The organism is Paraburkholderia sp. RL17-368-BIF-A (assembly GCF_046054045.1).
Taxonomy (GTDB): domain Bacteria; phylum Pseudomonadota; class Gammaproteobacteria; order Burkholderiales; family Burkholderiaceae; genus Paraburkholderia; species Paraburkholderia graminis.
Genome location: NZ_JARESN010000005.1, coordinates 1 through 17094 on the forward strand (window position 1 = coordinate 1; position 17094 = coordinate 17094).

17 protein-coding genes are annotated in these 17094 nt (G+C 64.6%); 13 read left to right on the forward strand and 4 right to left on the reverse strand.

Annotation, left to right across the window (positions count from 1 at the left end):
* Positions 1-129 precede the first annotated feature (129 nt).
* From P0D87_RS10515 to P0D87_RS10530, 4 genes are all read right to left on the reverse strand, one after another.
* Positions 130-501 (reverse strand): hypothetical protein, encoded by a 372-nt coding sequence (locus tag P0D87_RS10515; protein WP_053857501.1) that lies wholly within the window; start codon positions 499-501, stop codon positions 130-132.
* Between the two features lie 44 nt (positions 502-545).
* Positions 546-722 carry a hypothetical protein gene (locus P0D87_RS10520; protein ID WP_006047980.1) on the reverse strand — a complete coding sequence of 59 codons (177 nt, stop codon included), beginning with the start codon at positions 720-722 and terminating at the stop codon, positions 546-548.
* Between the two features lie 58 nt (positions 723-780).
* Positions 781-984, reverse strand: a complete 204-nt coding sequence (locus P0D87_RS10525; protein WP_006047979.1) for a hypothetical protein — start codon at positions 982-984, stop codon at positions 781-783.
* A 103-nt stretch (positions 985-1087) separates the two neighbouring features.
* Positions 1088-1630 (reverse strand): hypothetical protein, encoded by a 543-nt coding sequence (locus tag P0D87_RS10530; RefSeq protein ID WP_053857502.1) that lies wholly within the window; start codon positions 1628-1630, stop codon positions 1088-1090.
* Here P0D87_RS10530 and P0D87_RS10535 point away from each other — a divergent pair.
* The 13 genes from P0D87_RS10535 to aspS all read left to right on the forward strand — a co-directional run bounded on the left by P0D87_RS10535 (position 1629) and on the right by aspS (position 17075).
* The gene (locus P0D87_RS10535) at positions 1629-2996 is read left to right on the forward strand and encodes an SDR family oxidoreductase (protein ID WP_053857503.1); all 1368 of its coding nucleotides are present in this window, start codon (positions 1629-1631) and stop codon (positions 2994-2996) included. The two genes, P0D87_RS10530 and P0D87_RS10535, sit on opposite strands and share 2 nt — an antisense overlap.
* A 7-nt stretch (positions 2997-3003) precedes the next feature.
* A complete protein-coding gene (locus P0D87_RS10540) occupies positions 3004-3468 on the forward strand; it encodes a DUF2269 family protein (protein ID WP_006047976.1) in 465 nt (154 codons plus the stop codon).
* A gap of 380 nt (positions 3469-3848) precedes the next feature.
* Entirely contained in the window at positions 3849-7943 is a 4095-nt protein-coding gene (locus P0D87_RS10545; RefSeq protein ID WP_006047975.1) for a DUF3683 domain-containing protein, read from the forward strand.
* Positions 7944-7977: 34 nt separating this feature from the next.
* Positions 7978-8406, forward strand: coding sequence for an HIT family protein (locus P0D87_RS10550; RefSeq protein ID WP_006047974.1), 429 nt, complete (start codon positions 7978-7980; stop codon positions 8404-8406).
* Between the two features lie 84 nt (positions 8407-8490).
* Positions 8491-8904 (forward strand): gamma-butyrobetaine hydroxylase family protein, encoded by a 414-nt coding sequence (locus tag P0D87_RS10555; protein ID WP_029970488.1) that lies wholly within the window; start codon positions 8491-8493, stop codon positions 8902-8904.
* A gap of 67 nt (positions 8905-8971) precedes the next feature.
* Entirely contained in the window at positions 8972-9703 is a 732-nt protein-coding gene (ubiE, locus tag P0D87_RS10560) for a bifunctional demethylmenaquinone methyltransferase/2-methoxy-6-polyprenyl-1,4-benzoquinol methylase UbiE (protein ID WP_006047972.1), read from the forward strand.
* A gap of 38 nt (positions 9704-9741) precedes the next feature.
* A complete protein-coding gene (locus tag P0D87_RS10565; protein ID WP_006047971.1) occupies positions 9742-10740 on the forward strand; it encodes a Tim44 domain-containing protein in 999 nt (332 codons plus the stop codon).
* A 193-nt stretch (positions 10741-10933) separates the two neighbouring features.
* Positions 10934-11578 carry a ubiquinone biosynthesis accessory factor UbiJ gene (locus P0D87_RS10570; RefSeq protein WP_006047970.1) on the forward strand — a complete coding sequence of 215 codons (645 nt, stop codon included), beginning with the start codon at positions 10934-10936 and terminating at the stop codon, positions 11576-11578.
* 15 nt (positions 11579-11593) lie between these two features.
* A complete protein-coding gene (gene ubiB, locus P0D87_RS10575; RefSeq protein WP_006047969.1) occupies positions 11594-13171 on the forward strand; it encodes a ubiquinone biosynthesis regulatory protein kinase UbiB in 1578 nt (525 codons plus the stop codon).
* 39 nt (positions 13172-13210) lie between these two features.
* On the forward strand, positions 13211-13846 hold the full coding sequence (locus P0D87_RS10580; protein ID WP_053857504.1) for a methyltransferase domain-containing protein: 636 nt from the start codon (positions 13211-13213) through the stop codon (positions 13844-13846).
* 227 nt (positions 13847-14073) lie between these two features.
* Positions 14074-14472: an FmdB family zinc ribbon protein gene (locus tag P0D87_RS10585; RefSeq protein ID WP_053857505.1), complete on the forward strand. Its 399-nt coding sequence runs from the start codon at positions 14074-14076 to the stop codon at positions 14470-14472.
* A 73-nt stretch (positions 14473-14545) separates the two neighbouring features.
* Positions 14546-15199: a DUF502 domain-containing protein gene (locus P0D87_RS10590; protein WP_006047966.1), complete on the forward strand. Its 654-nt coding sequence runs from the start codon at positions 14546-14548 to the stop codon at positions 15197-15199.
* Positions 15200-15275: 76 nt separating this feature from the next.
* Positions 15276-17075 (forward strand): aspartate--tRNA ligase, encoded by a 1800-nt coding sequence (gene aspS, locus P0D87_RS10595; RefSeq protein WP_006047965.1) that lies wholly within the window; start codon positions 15276-15278, stop codon positions 17073-17075.
* The last annotated feature ends 19 nt before the right edge of the window (positions 17076-17094 follow it).

Here is a 17094-nt window from a genome sequence, read left to right on the forward strand (position 1 = left end):
GGAGGCCATGCGAGGGGCGCGATGCGCTCTGGAAGGCGGAAAAGCATCAATGATAGCGCCAACGGTGCGAGCACTGGCCGGCCGGGGTTGGCGCCGCGAAGGCCCAACCCCGCGCGTACTGCAAGCGGACTAGAAAATATGCGGCGGCTTGCCGTCGGTGAGTTCGCGCGGCAACGGTTCGTCGAGCTGCCATTCGACGTGCGGCAACGCAAACAGGTCGCCGTGAAAGTCGATCGGTCCTTCGCTCGTGAAAAGCCCGTCCAGGTAGTCGAAGTTCAATTGCGAAGAGACCGCGCGCAGCGCCGCTTCGACCGAATGCGACGGTTCGAGCGCGGGCGGGTCGACGTCGAGCCGCACGATGTAGCGATCGCCTTTCGTTTCCAGCGCGCCGATGTCGATGACTTTGCCGTCGACGTTCTGCGCAAGGACGCGATCGCCGTCCGCGAACAGCCTGAAAGTGGCCTTTAGCGCCGCGGACGCGGCGGGTTGCTTGCTTGCCATCGCGATTCTCCTTGTACCTTGTAGTCTGGCGTTGTCGATGCGGCCTAGCCGTCCTCGCCGACTTCGTTTGGATCGGGCAGGTCGGCGCCGCGGCCCGGTTCGGGCGGCGCGGGTTCGTTCCTCGCCGACTGCTTCTGTTCGTCGGACAGACGGCGGTCGCCGGCCGTCGGATCGTTCGGCGACTGGCGCGGCGGCGTCGGGCTGGCGGATTCGCTTGTCATGGGAAGTCCTTGTCGTGTGGATTGCGGTGTCGATTGGTGCGTCGGTTGCGGTATCGGCTCAGTCCGGCGAGCGCGTGCGGTCGGCGTCGCTTTGTGAGCCAGGCGGGTTGCCGGGTTTCGTGTCGGGGCTGGCCGTCGGTGCGGCGGTTTCCTGACGGTGGTCATCGCGTCGGTTGTCCGAGCCGTCGGTTGGAATGTTCTCGGTGTGGCCGGGCACCGGTTGCTGCTCGATGTGCCCGGTTTTCGATTCGGGATCTGCCATGCTGAGCCTCCGTGAGTTGGTGGTTCGTCGTTTGGGTCAGCATGCCGCGTGCCGGGCGGTTTGCGGTTCGTGAAGGCGCGGGCAGTGCCGCGCGATCGCGCCGTTATTGCCTGGTTATCGCCTCGTTAGCGGGCAAGGCCGCGACCCGCCTTCTCCGGCAAAAATCCTCGACGACAAACGGCGCAACCAGCCCCGCGCCGAATGCGACGTACACCGCCGCGATGTGCGGCACCCGCAAATGAAACTCGAAGCCCGGCGTGAAGCGCTTCGGCGCGATCACGTAGTCGCTGAAGGCGGCGACGACCGTCAACGCGCTCGCGAGCGCGACGCGTCGACCGTGTTCTGGGCGCGAGTCGCCGCATAACCCGGCGGACTCCTGAACGGCTGCAAGCGTGTACGCATTGACGGCCGCCCATCCCACCGACATCAGATGATGAATCGCCAGCCCCGTCACCAGGTGGCGCGGGCGCGGGCGGGCGGTCTGGTTCACTTCTTGCGGCCAGACCCAGTGGCTTACGGCGCTGACAGGCGCGGTCGCGCGCTTGCCGATGAGGCGCGCGCACGCGCCGAGCGCCAGCGTCGAAAGCGCGCCGGCAACGAGGCCGGGCAGCACGATGTCTTCTAACGGTCGAACGTCCAGAGTCATGGTGATTTTCCTTGCAGGTGCTACCGGCATGATTGGCGCGCGAGTCGCGAACGCGCTGGTGGCGGCGGGCCACTCGGTCGTGTGCGGCGTGCGCGATCCCGTCCGTGCCGCGCAGCGCTTGCGCGGCTGCCGGCTGGTCCATCTGGACTTCGCGGGCCTCGGCGATGCAGCAAAGTTGATGCCGCTGCTCGCGGGCGTCGACGTCGTGATCAACGCGGTCGGCATTTTTAGCGACGCGACCGGCAACGACTTCCGGCGCCTGCACACCGAGGCGCCGATCACGCTGTTCAAGGCCGCGGTCGCCGCGGGCGTGCGGCGCATCGTGCAGATTTCCGCGCTCGGCGCCGATGCGCTCGCGCAAAGCCCGTATCACCGCAGCAAGCTCGCCGCCGACGAAGCGCTGCTCGCGCTGCCGGTTTCGTCGTTGATCGTGCAGCCGTCGCTGGTGTTCGCACCCGAGGGCCGCAGCACGCGCTTTTTCGCCGCCTGGGCGACGCTGCCGGTCGTGCCGCTGCCCGGAGCGGGCGCGCAGCGCATTCAGCCGGTTCATATCGACGATGTCGTCGAGCTGGTCGTGGCAGGCGCGCTGGCCCCGCCGGCCGGCGACACGCCCAACGCAGCCGCACCGACGACGCCGACGACGCGACGCGTCGCGGCCGTCGGCCGGGAGCCGATGACGCTGAGGGAATACCTGGCCGTCTTGCGACGGGTAGCCGGCAGCCCGCGTGGCTGGTTCCTGCCGGTGCCGATGCCGCTCGTCAGGCTGGCAACGCGGCTGGGCGCGCTGCTGCCGGGCTCGCTGATGAGCGCCGACGCTCTCGCGATGCTCGAGCGCGGCAACGTCGCGCCGACCGACCGTTTCGAGCGGCTGCTCGGAAGGGCGCCGCGCGCGCTGTCGGAGATGCCCGTCGAGCGCGAAAGCTTTGGGACGCCCGCGCGTTTGATGTGGCTGTTGCCGTTGCTGCGCGTATCGATCGCGGCGGTGTGGATCTGGACGGCGATCGTGTCGGCGTGGCTGTACCCGCGTGCGTCGAGCCTGGAACTTCTGGCGCGGGTCGGGGCGCCGGCGGCGCTCGCGCCGTTGCTGCTCTACGGCGCGGCGTTACTCGACCTTGCGTTCGGCGTGCTCTCGCTGGTTTGGCCGCGGCGCCTGGGTCCGCGCGCTCGGCTTTGGACATTGCAGATCGTGCTGATCGTGCTTTATACGGCGCTGATCAGTTGGCGCTTGCCCGAATTCTGGCTGCATCCGTATGGGCCGCTCTCGAAGAATCTGCCGATGATCGCGCTGCTGATTCTGCTGATCCAGTTCGACGGCGGCGGCGGTGAGCGATCCGCCTGCGCCGGTAAAGCTGTCGCTAACCCCTGAATTACCCATGACCTACCTCGTCATCAAATGGCTGCACGTGCTTTCATCGACGATTCTGTTCGGCACCGGCATCGGCTCCGCCTTTTACATGCTGCTGACCAGCCTCGGCCGCGATGCGAGGACCGTCGCGCGCGTCACCCGGCTCGTGGTGATCGCCGACTGGCTGTTCACCACGCCCACCGCGATCCTGCAGCCGGCCACCGGGCTTTACCTCGCGCATCTGGCGAACATGCAGTTGGCAAGCGGCTGGCTCGCGTGGTCGATTGGGCTGTATGTGCTGGCCATCGGCTGCTGGCTGCCCGTGGTGTTCCTGCAGATGCGCCTCGCCGCGTCGGCCCGCGTGAGCGCTGAAACCGGGCGTCCGCTGAGCGCCGCCTACTGGCGAATGCTGTGGATCTGGGTCGCGCTCGGCGCAATCGCATTCTTTGCCTTTGTCGGCATCTTCTGGCTGATGGTGACGAAGGGCGCCTGAGTGCGGAATGGGGCGGCTCATAGCGCGGACTGCGGTGCACTGCCTGGCCCTCAGCCCCGCCGCCGCCTCCTTTTCCGCCCTCAACGCGGCGTTGGCCGATGCGGTAGAATTCCATTTTGGAATAAGGATCGGAAGATGCACTGGCAGCCTCGGATCGCCCATTTGATGCCCGTCCCGCGTGAGTCTCGCCCCGCGGCGGAGCGTCACGTCCGCCAGGCACGATCGTGTAGCAGTATCTGAGCGCCGCGAAGCGTCCGACGTGAGTAGACCGTCGGTGGCGCTTCGCTCCCAAGAAGATTTCCAAGCATTGCGCCCCACGCGCACAGTCAGCCGGCGCCTCGCCACGAGAGCGTCGGGCTGATCCACCGAGTCGTCCACACATGAACGCACCTCAAGTATTCGATCCGCACGGAGCCGCCACTGCGGTCGCCGCCGATCCCGAAGCGCGCCTGCGCGAAATTCCCTACAACTACACGTCGTTTTCCGACCGGGAAATCGTCATTCGTCTGCTAGGCGACGACGCCTGGGCCGCGTTGGCCGAACTGCGCGCGGAGCGCCGCACCGGCCGCTCGGCGCGCATGCTCTATGAAGTGCTCGGCGACATCTGGGTGGTGCGCCGTAACCCGTATCTGCAGGACGACTTGCTCGACAACCCCAAGCGCCGCGCGATGCTGATCGAGGCGCTGCATCACCGGCTGTCGGAGATCGAGAAGCGCCGCCGCGCCGATCTCACCGAGCATGGCGACGAAGCGGGCGTCGACCGCGCCGCGCGCGTGGAAACGCTGGTGCAGGCCGCGCGCCGCGCCGTCGACGAATTCGAAAGCGAATTTCAGAAGACCTACGATCTGCGCCGCCGCGCGACGAAGGTGCTCGGCCGCGTCACCGAAAAGGACAACATCAAGTTCGACGGTTTGTCGCGCGTCTCGCATGTGACCGACGCGACCGACTGGCGCGTCGAGTATCCGTTCGTCGTGCTGACGCCGGATACCGAAGCCGAGATCGCCGGCATGATCAAGGCTTGCTTCGAGCTCGGGCTGACGGTGATTCCGCGCGGCGGCGGCACCGGCTACACGGGCGGCGCGGTGCCGCTCACGCCGTTCTCGGCCGTCATCAATACCGAAAAGCTCGAACAGCTCGGCGCAGTGGAAATGACCGAACTGCCGGGCGTCGATCGCAAAGTGCCGACCATTTTCTCCGGCGCGGGCGTCGTCACGCGCCGCGTGACCGAGGCGGCCGAGCAGGCGGGCTTCGTGTTCGCCGTCGATCCGACTTCGCTCGACGCATCGTGCGTCGGCGGCAATGTCGCGATGAACGCGGGCGGCAAGAAAGCGGTGCTGTGGGGCACGGCGCTCGACAACCTCGCCTGGTGGCGCATGGTCGATCCTGAAGGCAACTGGCTCGAAGTCACGCGTCTGGATCACAACCTCGGCAAGATTCACGATATCGAAGTCGCGCGTTTCGAGCTGAAATGGTTCGACGGCAACTATGCGCCGGGCGAGAAGCTGCTGCGCACGGAAGCGCTCGACATCAAGGGCCGCGTGTTCCGCAAGGAAGGTCTGGGTAAAGACGTCACCGACAAATTCCTCGCCGGTTTGCCTGGCGTGCAGAAGGAAGGCTGCGACGGACTCATCACGTCCGCGCGCTGGGTGCTGCACAAGATGCCCGCGCATACGCGCACTGTGTGCCTCGAATTCTTCGGCCAGGCGCGCGAAGCGATTCCGAGCATCGTCGAAATCAAGGACTATCTGTTCGAAACGTCGAAGCAGGGCGGCGCGATTCTGGCTGGTCTCGAACATCTCGACGAGCGCTATCTCCGCGCGGTCGGCTACGCGACCAAGAGCAAGCGCAACGGCTTTCCGAAGATGGTGCTGATCGGCGACATCGTCGGTAACGATGCGGATGCGGTTGCACAGGCGACGTCGGAAGTCGTGCGCATGGCCAACGGCAAGAGCGGCGAAGGTTTCGTCGCGGTCAGCGCCGAGGCGCGCAAGCGCTTCTGGCTCGACCGCAGCCGCACCGCCGCGATCGCGAAGCACACCAACGCGTTCAAGATCAACGAAGACGTGGTGATTCCGCTCGACCGCATGGGCGAGTACACGGACGGCATCGAACGGATCAACATCGAGCTGTCGATCAAGAACAAGCTGCAACTTGTCGACGCGCTCGAAGCGTTCTTCAAGGCAGGCAAGCTGCCGCTCGGCAAGAGCGACGACGCCAACGAAATTCCGAGCGCCGAACTGCTCGAAGACCGCGTGCAGCAGGCGCTGGATCTGCTCAAGCGCGTGCGCACGCGTTGGGAGTTTTTGCGCGACAAGCTCGACCTGTCGTTGCGCGAGGCGCAGCATTATCTCGTCGGACTCGGCTACGAAGCGCTCGCCGAAAAATTCGCCGATCGCGTCGACGCACAAGCTGATGCGACCGTGTTCCATGTCACGCAGGACCGAACGATCCGCGTGTCGTGGAAGCAGGAAATCCGCGCTGAATTGCGGCAGATTTTCAACGGCGGCGAGTTCAAGCCGATCCTCGACGAGGCGCAGGCGATCCACAAGCAGGTGCTGCGCGGCCGCGTGTTCGTCGCGCTGCACATGCACGCGGGCGACGGCAATGTGCACACGAACTTGCCGGTGAACTCCGACAACTACGAGATGCTGCAAGACGCCCACACGGCGGTTGCCCGCATCATGAAGCTCGCGCGTTCGCTCGACGGCGTGATTTCCGGCGAGCACGGCATCGGCATCACGAAGCTCGAATTTCTCACCGACGACGAGATCGGCGAATTCCGCGCGTATAAGCAGCGCGTCGATCCGCATGGCCGCTTCAACGCGGGCAAGCTGCTCGAAGGCGCCGACTTGCGTAACGCCTACACGCCGAGCTTCGGCCTGATGGGCTATGAATCGCTGATCATGCAGCAGTCGGATATCGGCGCGATTTCGGAGTCGATCAAGGACTGTTTGCGCTGCGGCAAGTGCAAGCCGGTGTGCGCGACCCACGTGCCGCGCGCGAACCTGCTGTACAGCCCGCGCAACAAGATTCTCGCGACGTCGCTGCTGGTCGAGGCGTTCCTGTACGAAGAGCAGACGCGCCGCGGCGTGTCGATCAAGCATTGGGACGAGTTCGGCGATGTCGCCGATCACTGCACGGTGTGCCACAAATGCGTGACGCCGTGCCCGGTGAAGATCGACTTCGGCGACGTGACCATGAACATGCGCAACCTGCTGCGCAAAATGGGCAAGAAGAAGTTCAATCCGGGCAACGCAGCCGGCATGTTCTTCCTCAACGCGACGAATCCGCAGACCATCAACCTCGCGCGCACGGCGATGATGGGCATCGGCTACAAGGCGCAGCGCCTCGGCAACGAAGTGCTGAAGAAGTTCGCGAAGAAGCAGACGGCGCACCCGCCGGCAACGGTCGGCAAGCCGCCGGTCACGCAGCAGGTGATCCACTTCATGAACAAGAAGATGCCGGGCAATCTGCCGAAGAAAACCGCGCGCGCATTGCTCGATATCGAGGACAACAAGATCGTCCCGATCATCCGCAATCCGAAGACGACCACGGCCGATACGGAAGCGGTGTTCTACTTCCCCGGCTGCGGTTCCGAGCGGCTTTTCTCGCAGGTCGGCCTAGCGACTCAGGCGATGCTGTGGGAAGCGGGCGTGCAAACGGTGCTGCCGCCGGGCTATCTGTGCTGCGGCTATCCGCAGCGCGGCTCGGGTCAGTTCGACAAGGCCGAGCAGATCGTCACCGACAACCGCGTGCTGTTCCATCGCGTCGCGAATACGCTGAACTATCTCGACATCAAAACGGTGGTGGTGTCGTGCGGCACCTGCTACGACCAGCTCGCCGGTTATGAATTCGACAAGATTTTCCCGGGCTGCCGGATCATCGACATTCACGAGTTTCTGCTTGAAAAAGGCATGAAGCTCGACGGCGTCACAGGCACGCGCTACATGTACCACGACCCGTGCCACACGCCGATCAAGACGATGGACCCGGTCAAGCTGGTGAACGCGCTGATGGGTTCCGAGAAGGACGGCTACAAGATCGAAAAGAACGATCGTTGCTGCGGCGAATCGGGCACGCTCGCGGTCACGCGTCCCGACATTTCGACGCAGGTGCGCTTTCGCAAGGAAGAAGAAATCCGCAAGGGCGCGGCCAAGCTGCGCGGTATTCCGCTCGTCGCCGAAGCCGGCGCGAACGCGATCAATCCGGCCAATGCATCGGCCGGCACCGCGGGTGCGGCGAATGGCTCCGTGCTGAAGGCCGGCGACGGTCCGCAGCCGAAGGGCGCCACCGACGTCAAGATTCTCACGAGCTGCCCGTCTTGCCTGCAAGGCCTGTCGCGCTACAACGAAGACGCGGGCATCGAGGCGGATTACATCGTCGTCGAAATGGCGCGTCATGTGCTCGGTGAAGACTGGATGGTCGACTACGTGCAGCGTGCGAACAATGGCGGAATCGAGCGCGTGCTGGTTTAATGGCACGACTGACGATTTTTGCCTGAGGACGACGATGGATTGCGTTTTTTGCCGTGAAGATGGCGGCGATGTGCTGTGGCAGGACGACACGTTGCGCGTCGTCCTCGCCGACGAACACGATTACCCGGGCTTTTGCCGCGTGATCTGGAACGAGCACGTAGCGGAGTTTTCGGATCTCGACGCGGCGGGCCGCGATCGCGTGATGAAGGCGGTGTATGCGGTCGAGCGCGCGATGCGGCGCATTCTTCAGCCGGCGAAGGTGAACCTCGCGAGCCTCGGCAACCAGGTGCCGCATGTGCATTGGCACGTCATTCCGCGTTTCTCGAACGACGCTCATTTCCCGCTGCCCATCTGGGCGCCGCGCCAGCGCACGGTGTCCGAAGCGATGCTGTCGTCGCGCCGCGCGCAGGCCACGCTGCTGCGCGAAGCGGTGCGGCAGGAAATCGAACACGCTCTCGCCTGAGCGCCATTCACCCGCCGCTTCGCGCCGCGCTCATGGGGCGCATCGGGCGCGGCGGCGCTTTCATATCGACCTATCGAGGCCATCATGAGCGGACTGACTCCCGATACTCCGGTGCCGACCGGCGTCGTCGTGCATTCGAAGTCGCGCGTGCTCGAATTGCAGTACGCGAGCGGCGAATCGTATCGGCTGCCGTTCGAGCTGCTGCGCGTGTATTCGCCGTCGGCGGAAGTGCAGGGCCACGGTCCCGGCCAGGAAACGCTGCAAACCGGCAAGCGCGACGTCACGATCACGATGATCGAAGGCGTCGGCAACTACGCCATTCAGCCGACGTTCTCCGACGGGCACTCCACCGGCATCTATTCGTGGGACCTGCTCTACGATCTGGCACGGCGCCAGGATGAACTGTGGCGCGCGTATCTCGACAAGCTGGCTGCGGCCGGCGTCGACCGCGATACGCCGATGGCCGCGCCGGGCGCTGCGCACGGCCACCGTCACTGATACGATTCGCCAGAACTGCCGCACCTGCGGCGCAATATTTTCAGAATACGCGGAAAGGACAAGCGCGATGAGCAAAACCCACTTCGGCTTTCAATCGGTCGACGAACAGGAAAAGGCGCAGAAGGTGGCGGGCGTGTTCCACTCGGTGGCCGCCAACTACGACTTGATGAACGACCTGATGTCGGGCGGGTTGCACCGTGCGTGGAAGATGTTCACGATCGCGCAGGCCCACGTGCGGCCGGGCTACAAGGTGCTCGACATCGCGGGCGGCACGGGCGATCTGTCGAAGGCGTTCGCGAAGCAGGCAGGCGAAACCGGTGAGGTCTGGCACACGGACATCAACGAGTCGATGCTGCGTGTCGGCCGCGACCGTCTGCTCGACAAGGGCGTGATTACGCCGGCGCTGCTCTGCGACGCCGAGAAGATTCCCTTCCCGGACAACTACTTCGATGTGGTCACCGTGGCATTCGGCTTGCGCAACATGACGCATAAGGACATCGCGCTGGCGGAAATGCGCCGCGTGCTGAAGCCGGGCGGGCGTCTGCTGGTGCTGGAATTCTCGAAGGTCTGGGACCCGCTGAAAAAGGCCTACGACGTCTATTCGTTCAAGGTCTTGCCGTGGCTCGGCGAGCGTTTTGCGAAAGACGCGGAGAGCTACCGCTACCTGGCCGAATCGATCCGCATGCACCCGGACCAGGAAACTTTAAAAACAATGATGGAACAAGCGGGCCTCGACAGCGTCAAATATTACAATTTGTCAGCCGGCGTGGTAGCTTTGCATGTGGGGACCAAATACTAGGGTTCCTAACCCGTCGATTTTTAAAGGAATGCACCGAAATGTCCGATTCAATGCTGTTATCTCCCCGTAAGGTCAAGCGGTCGCTGGCGAGAAGAATCGGACTGATCGCAATGGTCGGTCTGATCGTGGCCGGCTCCGTCGCCTCGCTCGACGCCGAAGCGCGCCGCATGGGCGGCGGCCGCAGCATCGGCCGTCAGTCGAACACCGTTCAGCAGCAGGCTGCGCCGCAACCTTCGCCGACCAACCCGGCCATGCAGCAGCGCGCGCAACCCGCGCCTGCGCCTACACCGGCGCCGGCCGCGCAGCCTAACCGCTCGCGCTGGCTTGGGCCGATCGCCGGTCTGGCGGCCGGTCTCGGCATCGCCGCGTTGCTGTCGCACTTCGGTCTGGGCGGCGCGTTCGCGGGCGCCATGGCCAACATCATCGTGATCGCATTGCTCGCGATGATCGGCATCTGGCTGATCCGCCGCTTCCTGGGCCGCAAGCGCGATACGTCGCAACCGGCTTACGCCGGGCATTCGCCGTCGCTGAATTCCGGCGCCACGGGCTATACGCAGGAGCCGCAAGAGCCGCGCTACACGGCGCCGCCTACCGGTTCGTATCTTGAGCCGCAAGGCAATCCGCTGACCACGCCGTCCGTGAACGCAACGCCGAGCGTGCCGGCCGGCTTCGATTCCGAAGCGTTCCTGCGCAACGCGAAGGTGTATTTCGTGCGACTGCAAGCCGCATGGGACGTCGGCAATATCGACGACATCCGCGAGTTCACCACGCCGGAAATGTTCGCCGAGGTTCGCGTCGACCTGTCTTCGCGCGGCGCCGGAACGAATCAGACGGATGTCGTGCAGTTGAACGCCGATTTGCTCGGCGTCGAAGAACGCGCGAACGAATACTTCGCGAGCGTGCGCTTCTCCGGGCTGATCCGCGAGGCGCCGGGTGCGGCGGCCGAGCCGTTCGTCGAAGTGTGGAATCTGTCCAAGGCGAACCGTCCGGGCGAAGGCTGGCTGCTCGCCGGCATCCAGCAGGTCGCGCAGCACTGAGACGCGAGAGCGTCGCGGCCGTCCGTCCGGTGGTTCGCTTGCAACGTGCGCACATGTCGCCCGACGCTGATCCGCGGTTGATCATCAAGGCCCACGATTAGCCGTTCAGCCAGGCAGGCCGCGAAGCGAACGGACGTTACAATAGGAACCCGCGCGAGCAGTCGCTCCCGCGGGTTTTTTCTTGCCACCTTCAATGACCCTCGCCGCCAAGCCCTTTGTCGCTGCCGTCAATCATCTGCTCGCCCGCGAATCGTGGGCTCGCGAGCGCCTCGCCCCTTACGCGGGCAAGACCGCGCGACTGTCGTCGCCGCCGGTCGTGCTGGCGCTCGTCGTGCAGCCGGACGGCTATCTGGGCGCGCTCGGCGAAACCGACGCGCAACAGTTCGACGTGACGCTTTCGGTGCCGTCGGATGCGTTGCCGGCGTTCGTCCAGGGTGGCCAGGCCGCGGTCATGAAGCACGTGAAGATCGACGGCGACGCCGAGTTCGCGACCGTCATCGCCAAACTGGCGGAGCATTTGCGCTGGGAGCCGGAAGAAGATCTGGCGAAGCTGATCGGCGACGGCCCCGCGTGGCGGGTCGCGTCGATTGCGCGCACGGTCGGCGAACATGTGCAGCGCACCGGCCGCAATCTGCTCGACACGGCCGCCGAATATCTGCTGGACGAAAATCCGCAACTCGTGCGCCGCACCGCGCTCGACGACTTCAACGTCGAGCTGGCGCAAGCACGCGATGCGCTCGCGCGAGTCGAAAAACGCATCCAGCGTCTTGAACAGAAGGTCGAAGCCCGCGGCGCCGTCGCGCCGGGCAGCGCCGCCACGTTGCGCGGCACGCGCTAGTCACCGGGCACCACTATGCGTTTTCTGCGTTTCCTCAAGATCTTTTTCACGGTTATCCGCTTCGGTCTCGACGAGATGATGCTCGGCCGCATCAACGACCGGCGCGTGCGCATGCTGCTGCGTATCACCACGCTCGGACGGAATTTCGACGCGCCGCCTGGCGTGCGCTTGCGGCTCGCGCTGGAAAGCCTCGGGCCGATCTTCGTCAAGTTCGGGCAGGTGCTGTCGACGCGGCGCGATCTGTTGCCCGTCGACATCGCCAACGAACTCGCGAAGCTCCAGGACCAGGTGCCGCCGTTCGATTCGACGGTGGCCATCGGGCTCGTCGAGAAGTCGCTTGGCGCGCCGGTCGATGTGCTGTTCGACGATTTCGAGCGCGTGCCGGTGGCGAGCGCTTCCATCGCGCAGGTGCACTTCGCGACCGTGAAGGCCGGGCAGCACGCGGGCAAGGCTGTCGCCGTGAAAGTGCTGCGCCCGAACATGCTGCCGGTGATTGATTCAGACCTCGCGTTGCTGCGCGACATCGCCGTATGGGCCGAGCGCTTGTGGGCCGACGGCAAGCGCCTGAAGCCGCGCGAGGTGGTCGCCGAGTTCGACAAGTATCTGCACGACGAACTCGATCTGATGCGCGAGGCCGCCAACGGCAGCCAGTTGCGCCGCAATTTTGCCGGGCTCGACTTGCTGCTCGTGCCCGAAATGTATTGGGAATTTTGCACGCCCACCGTGCTCGTGATGGAGCGCATGGTCGGCGTGCCGATCAGCCAGGTCGATACGCTGCGCGCGGCGGGCGTGGATATTCCGAAGCTCGCGCGCGAAGGTGTGGAGATTTTCTTCACGCAGGTGTTCCGCGACGGCTTTTTCCACGCGGACATGCACCCCGGCAACATCCAGGTGAGCCTCGATCCGGCGCACTTCGGCCGCTATATCGCGCTGGATTTCGGCATCATCGGGGCGCTGTCGGACTTCGACAAAAATTACCTCGCGCAGAACTTCCTCGCCTTTTTCAAGCGCGACTACCATCGCGTCGCGACGCTGCATCTGGAGTCGGGCTGGGTGCCGCCGACCACGCGCGTCGAGGAACTGGAAAGCGCGATTCGCGCGGTATGCGAGCCGTATTTCGACCGCGCGCTGAAGGACATTTCGCTCGGTCAGGTGCTGATGCGCCTGTTCTCGACGTCGCGCCGCTTCAACGTCGAAATTCAGCCGCAGCTCGTGCTCCTGCAAAAAACCATGCTCAACGTCGAGGGGCTCGGCCGCTCGCTCGATCCCGAACTCGATTTGTGGAAGACGGCCAAGCCCTATCTCGAACGCTGGATGAACGAGCAGATCGGGCTGCGCGGCTGGTACGAGCGGTTGAAGATCGAGGCGCCGCAGTGGAGCAAGACGCTGCCGCAATTGCCGCGGCTGATCCATCATGTATTGGCCGAGCGGCACGATCATGGGCGCGTCGGCAACGACGACATGATCCGGCAGATCCTGCTCGAGCAGAAACGCACGAACCGGCTGCTGCAAGGCTTGCTGCTGTTCGGCGTGGCCGTCGGTGTCGGCGCGGCGCTTGCGCGAGTGTTCCTCGCGCTGGCGTACGGCGCCTGATCCAAGCGAAGCCTAAGCGGCCCGAATGCGAGGCGAACGATGAGCGATCCGACCCAAGATCCGACCCAATCCCCGATGCCCGATTTCGAAAGCCGCGATCCGAATTCGCCGGCGTTCTGGGACGAGCGTTTCGAGCGTCATTTCACGCCGTGGGACCAGGCGGGCGTGCCGTCGGCGTTTCAGTCGTTTGCTGGGCGTCATGCCCGCGAGGCGGTGCTGATTCCCGGCTGTGGCAGCGCCTACGAAGCGGCCTGGCTGGCCGCGCACGGCAGTCCGGTGCGCGCCATCGACTTTTCGCACGCAGCCGTCGCGGCGGCGCGCGCGCAGTTGGGCGAACAGCATGCACAGCTCGTCGAACAGGCGGATTTCTTCAGCTACGAGCCGCCGTTTGCGCCCGCATGGATCTACGAGCGCGCGTTTCTGTGCGCGTTGCCGCCTGCGCGCCGCGACGACTATGCGCGCCGCATGGCCGAACTGTTGCCGGCAGGCGCGCTGCTCGCCGGCTTCTTTTTTATCGGAGCGACGCCGAAAGGGCCGCCGTTCGGCATCGAGCGCGCTGAACTCGAGACGCTGCTCACGCCGCATTTCGAATTGATCGAAGACGAGGCGGTCAGCGATTCGATCGCGGTGTTTGCGGGACGCGAGCGTTGGCTGACGTGGCGCCGCCGAGGCTGAACGTCGAGCATCGCCCACCGAGGCCGGGGCCGCCGCCGCTGCCGGTTCGAGCGCCGCCGCGCCTGGCCATCGCTCGCGCGGCCCTTGATTTTTCATGCAAGCGCCCCCATCTGGCGCGACGGCGGCTGCGCCGGACGCTCATCCCCAAAATGCCGGGGAGCGTTACGGTTTGCGGCTATAATTCAAGGCTTTGCAAGCGTTTACAAGATTTCAGTAGGGAACAGGTCATGCCGATCTACGCTTATCGTTGCGAGTCATGCGGCTTTGGGAAGGACGTCCTTCAGAAGATGAGCGACCCCCAGTTGACGCAATGTCCCGAGTGCGGGAAAGACACTTTTCGCAAACAGGTCACGGCCGCGGGCTTCCAGTTGAAGGGCTCCGGCTGGTACGTGACCGACTTCCGCGGCGGCAACAGCGGCGCGCCCGCGAAGGCCGACGCCAATGGCGCGTCGAACGGCGCTGCTAATGGCGCTGCCAACGGCGCCTCGGGCGAGAACGCCGCGGCTGCCAGCAACGGCGCCGCCAAATCCGACACAGCCGCAGCCAGCAGTTCAGCCGCGGCGCCGGCAGCACCGGCTGCAACGCCGGCGGCCAGCACGCCCGCAAGCGGCTCCAGCAGCGTCTAGTAGCACTGCCGCCCTCGCGGGCGGCGCACACGCCGCGCATTGCTTCGGCGGCGCGGCTTTTCTGGCGGTACACATGACGACGAAAAAAACGACGCTCAAATCGGTGTTTCTGACTGGCCTCCTGGTGCTGGTGCCTTTGGCCATCACGCTGTGGGTGCTCGGTCTGATCATCGGCACGATGGATCAGACGCTGTTGCTGCTGCCGCGCGCATGGCAGCCCGAGCGCGTGTTCGGTTTCCGCCTGCCCGGCCTCGGCGCGGTGCTGACACTGGCATTCATCTTTGTCGTCGGGCTGTTGACTCAGAACTTCGTCGGGCAGAAGCTCGTGAAGTGGTGGGAAGTCGTGGTCGCGCACATTCCCGTGGTCGGGCCGATCTACACGAGCGTCAAGCAGGTGTCCGACACGCTGCTGTCGAGCAGCGGCAACGCGTTTCGCAAGGCGCTGCTCATCGAATACCCGCGCCGCGGCTGCTATACGATTGCGTTTCTGACCGGCATTCCGGGCGGCGACGTGATCAATCACCTGAAAGAAGATCACGTCAGCGTTTATGTGCCGACCACGCCGAATCCAACGTCCGGCTTCTTCCTGATGGTGCCCAAGAGCGAAGTGATCGAACTCGACATGACGGTCGACGCCGCGCTCAAGTACATCGTCTCGATGGGCGTCGTGGCGCCGTCCGCGCCTCCGGCGCCGGTGCGCCGCACGACAGTCGAGCCTCCGCTGTAATGCCGGCGCGCAACGTTTCACGCAGTGTCGAACTGCGGCGCGCCGATCAACCAATGCAAAACGAAAGTCAAACATCATGTCGATGAGATCTGAATACTGCGGTCTGGTGACCGAAGAACTACTGGGCCAAACCGTCTCGCTGTGCGGCTGGGTCAGCCGCCGCCGCGACCACGGCGGCGTTATCTTCATCGACCTGCGTGACCGCGAAGGCCTCGTTCAGGTCGTCTGCGACCCGGATCGCGCGGAGATGTTCAAGGCGGCCGAAGACGTGCGCAACGAGTTCTGTCTGCAGATCAAGGGCGTGGTGCGCGCGCGTCCCGAAGGCACGACGAACGCCGCGCTCAAGAGCGGCAAGATCGAAGTGCTGTGCCACGAGCTGATCGTGCTGAATGCGTCGGTCACGCCGCCGTTCCAGCTCGACGACGACAACCTGTCGGAAACCACGCGCCTCACGCATCGCGTGCTCGATCTGCGCCGTCCGCAGATGCAGCACAACCTGCGTCTGCGCTACCGCGTCGCGATCGAAGTGCGCAAGTACCTCGACACGCTCGGTTTCATCGACATCGAAACGCCGATGCTGACCAAGAGCACGCCGGAAGGCGCGCGCGACTACCTGGTGCCGTCGCGTACGAACCCCGGTCAGTTCTTCGCGCTGCCGCAGTCGCCGCAGCTCTTCAAGCAGCTCTTGATGGTGGCGAACTTCGACCGCTACTACCAGATCACCAAGTGCTTCCGCGACGAAGACCTGCGCGCCGACCGTCAGCCGGAATTCACGCAGATCGACTGCGAAACCTCGTTCCTGTCGGAACAGGAAATTCGCGATCTCTTCGAGGCGATGATCCGTCATGTGTTCAAGGAAACGATCGGCGTTTCGCTCGACGAGAAATTCCCGGTCATGGAGTATTCGGAAGCCATGCGCCGCTTCGGTTCGGACAAGCCGGACCTGCGCGTGAAGCTCGAATTCACCGACCTGACCGACGCGGTTAAAGACGTCGAATTCAAGGTGTTCAGCACGCCGGCCAACTCGAAAGACGGCCGCGTTGCCGCCATCCGCGTGCCGAAGGGCGGCGAGCTTTCGCGTGGCGACATCGACAGCTACACGGAATTCGTGCGCATTTACGGCGCGAAGGGCCTCGCGTGGATCAAGGTCAACGAAGTGGCGAAGGGCCGCGATGGTCTGCAAAGCCCGATCGTCAAGAACCTGCATGACGAAGCGGTCAAGGCGATTATCGAGCGCACCGGCGCGCAAGACGGCGACATCATTTTCTTCGCGGCGGATCGCGCGAAGGTGGTGAACGACAGCCTGGGCGCGCTGCGTCTGAAGATCGGCCATTCGGAATTCGGCAAGGCCAATGGCCTCGTCGAGTCCGGCTGGAAGCCGCTGTGGGTGGTCGACTTCCCGATGTTCGAATACGACGAGGAAGACAACCGCTACGTCGCCGCGCATCATCCGTTCACGAGCCCGAAAGACGAGCACCTCGAGTACCTGGAATCGGACCCGGCGCGCTGCCTCGCGAAGGCCTACGACATGGTGCTGAACGGCTGGGAAATCGGCGGCGGCTCGGTGCGTATCCATCGCGAGGAAGTGCAGAGCAAGGTGTTCCGCGCGCTCAAGATCAACGCCGAAGAAGCGCAAGCCAAGTTCGGCTTCCTGCTCGACGCGTTGCAGTACGGCGCGCCTCCGCATGGCGGCATCGCGTTCGGTCTGGACCGCATCGTCACGATGATGGCCGGCGCCGATTCGATCCGCGACGTGATCGCGTTCCCGAAGACGCAGCGCGCGCAAGATCTGCTCACGCAGGCGCCGAGCGAAGTGGACGAGCGCCAGTTGCGCGAGTTGCACATCCGTCTGCGCACGCCGGAACCGAAGGCATGACGATTTGATGCCGGGTGCT

Excerpts from the sequence above, each read along its gene's own strand:
- P0D87_RS10590 (WP_006047966.1), top strand. The coding sequence starts at position 14,546 with ATGACGACGAAAAAAACGACGCTCAAATCGGTGTTTCTGACTGGCCTC.
- ubiB (WP_006047969.1), top strand. The coding sequence starts at position 11,594 with ATGCGTTTTCTGCGTTTCCTCAAGATCTTTTTCACGGTTATCCGCTTC.
- aspS (WP_006047965.1), top strand. The coding sequence starts at position 15,276 with ATGTCGATGAGATCTGAATACTGCGGTCTGGTGACCGAAGAACTACTG.
- P0D87_RS10520 (WP_006047980.1), bottom strand. The coding sequence starts at position 722 with ATGACAAGCGAATCCGCCAGCCCGACGCCGCCGCGCCAGTCGCCGAAC.
- P0D87_RS10515 (WP_053857501.1), bottom strand. The coding sequence starts at position 501 with ATGGCAAGCAAGCAACCCGCCGCGTCCGCGGCGCTAAAGGCCACTTTC.
- P0D87_RS10540 (WP_006047976.1), top strand. The coding sequence starts at position 3,004 with ATGACCTACCTCGTCATCAAATGGCTGCACGTGCTTTCATCGACGATT.
- P0D87_RS10535 (WP_053857503.1), top strand. The coding sequence starts at position 1,629 with ATGGTGATTTTCCTTGCAGGTGCTACCGGCATGATTGGCGCGCGAGTC.
- ubiE (WP_006047972.1), top strand. The coding sequence starts at position 8,972 with ATGAGCAAAACCCACTTCGGCTTTCAATCGGTCGACGAACAGGAAAAG.
- P0D87_RS10545 (WP_006047975.1), top strand. The coding sequence starts at position 3,849 with ATGAACGCACCTCAAGTATTCGATCCGCACGGAGCCGCCACTGCGGTC.
- P0D87_RS10530 (WP_053857502.1), bottom strand. The coding sequence starts at position 1,630 with ATGACTCTGGACGTTCGACCGTTAGAAGACATCGTGCTGCCCGGCCTC.
- P0D87_RS10555 (WP_029970488.1), top strand. The coding sequence starts at position 8,491 with ATGAGCGGACTGACTCCCGATACTCCGGTGCCGACCGGCGTCGTCGTG.
- P0D87_RS10565 (WP_006047971.1), top strand. The coding sequence starts at position 9,742 with ATGTCCGATTCAATGCTGTTATCTCCCCGTAAGGTCAAGCGGTCGCTG.
- P0D87_RS10580 (WP_053857504.1), top strand. The coding sequence starts at position 13,211 with ATGAGCGATCCGACCCAAGATCCGACCCAATCCCCGATGCCCGATTTC.
- P0D87_RS10585 (WP_053857505.1), top strand. The coding sequence starts at position 14,074 with ATGCCGATCTACGCTTATCGTTGCGAGTCATGCGGCTTTGGGAAGGAC.
- P0D87_RS10570 (WP_006047970.1), top strand. The coding sequence starts at position 10,934 with ATGACCCTCGCCGCCAAGCCCTTTGTCGCTGCCGTCAATCATCTGCTC.
- P0D87_RS10550 (WP_006047974.1), top strand. The coding sequence starts at position 7,978 with ATGGATTGCGTTTTTTGCCGTGAAGATGGCGGCGATGTGCTGTGGCAG.
- P0D87_RS10525 (WP_006047979.1), bottom strand. The coding sequence starts at position 984 with ATGGCAGATCCCGAATCGAAAACCGGGCACATCGAGCAGCAACCGGTG.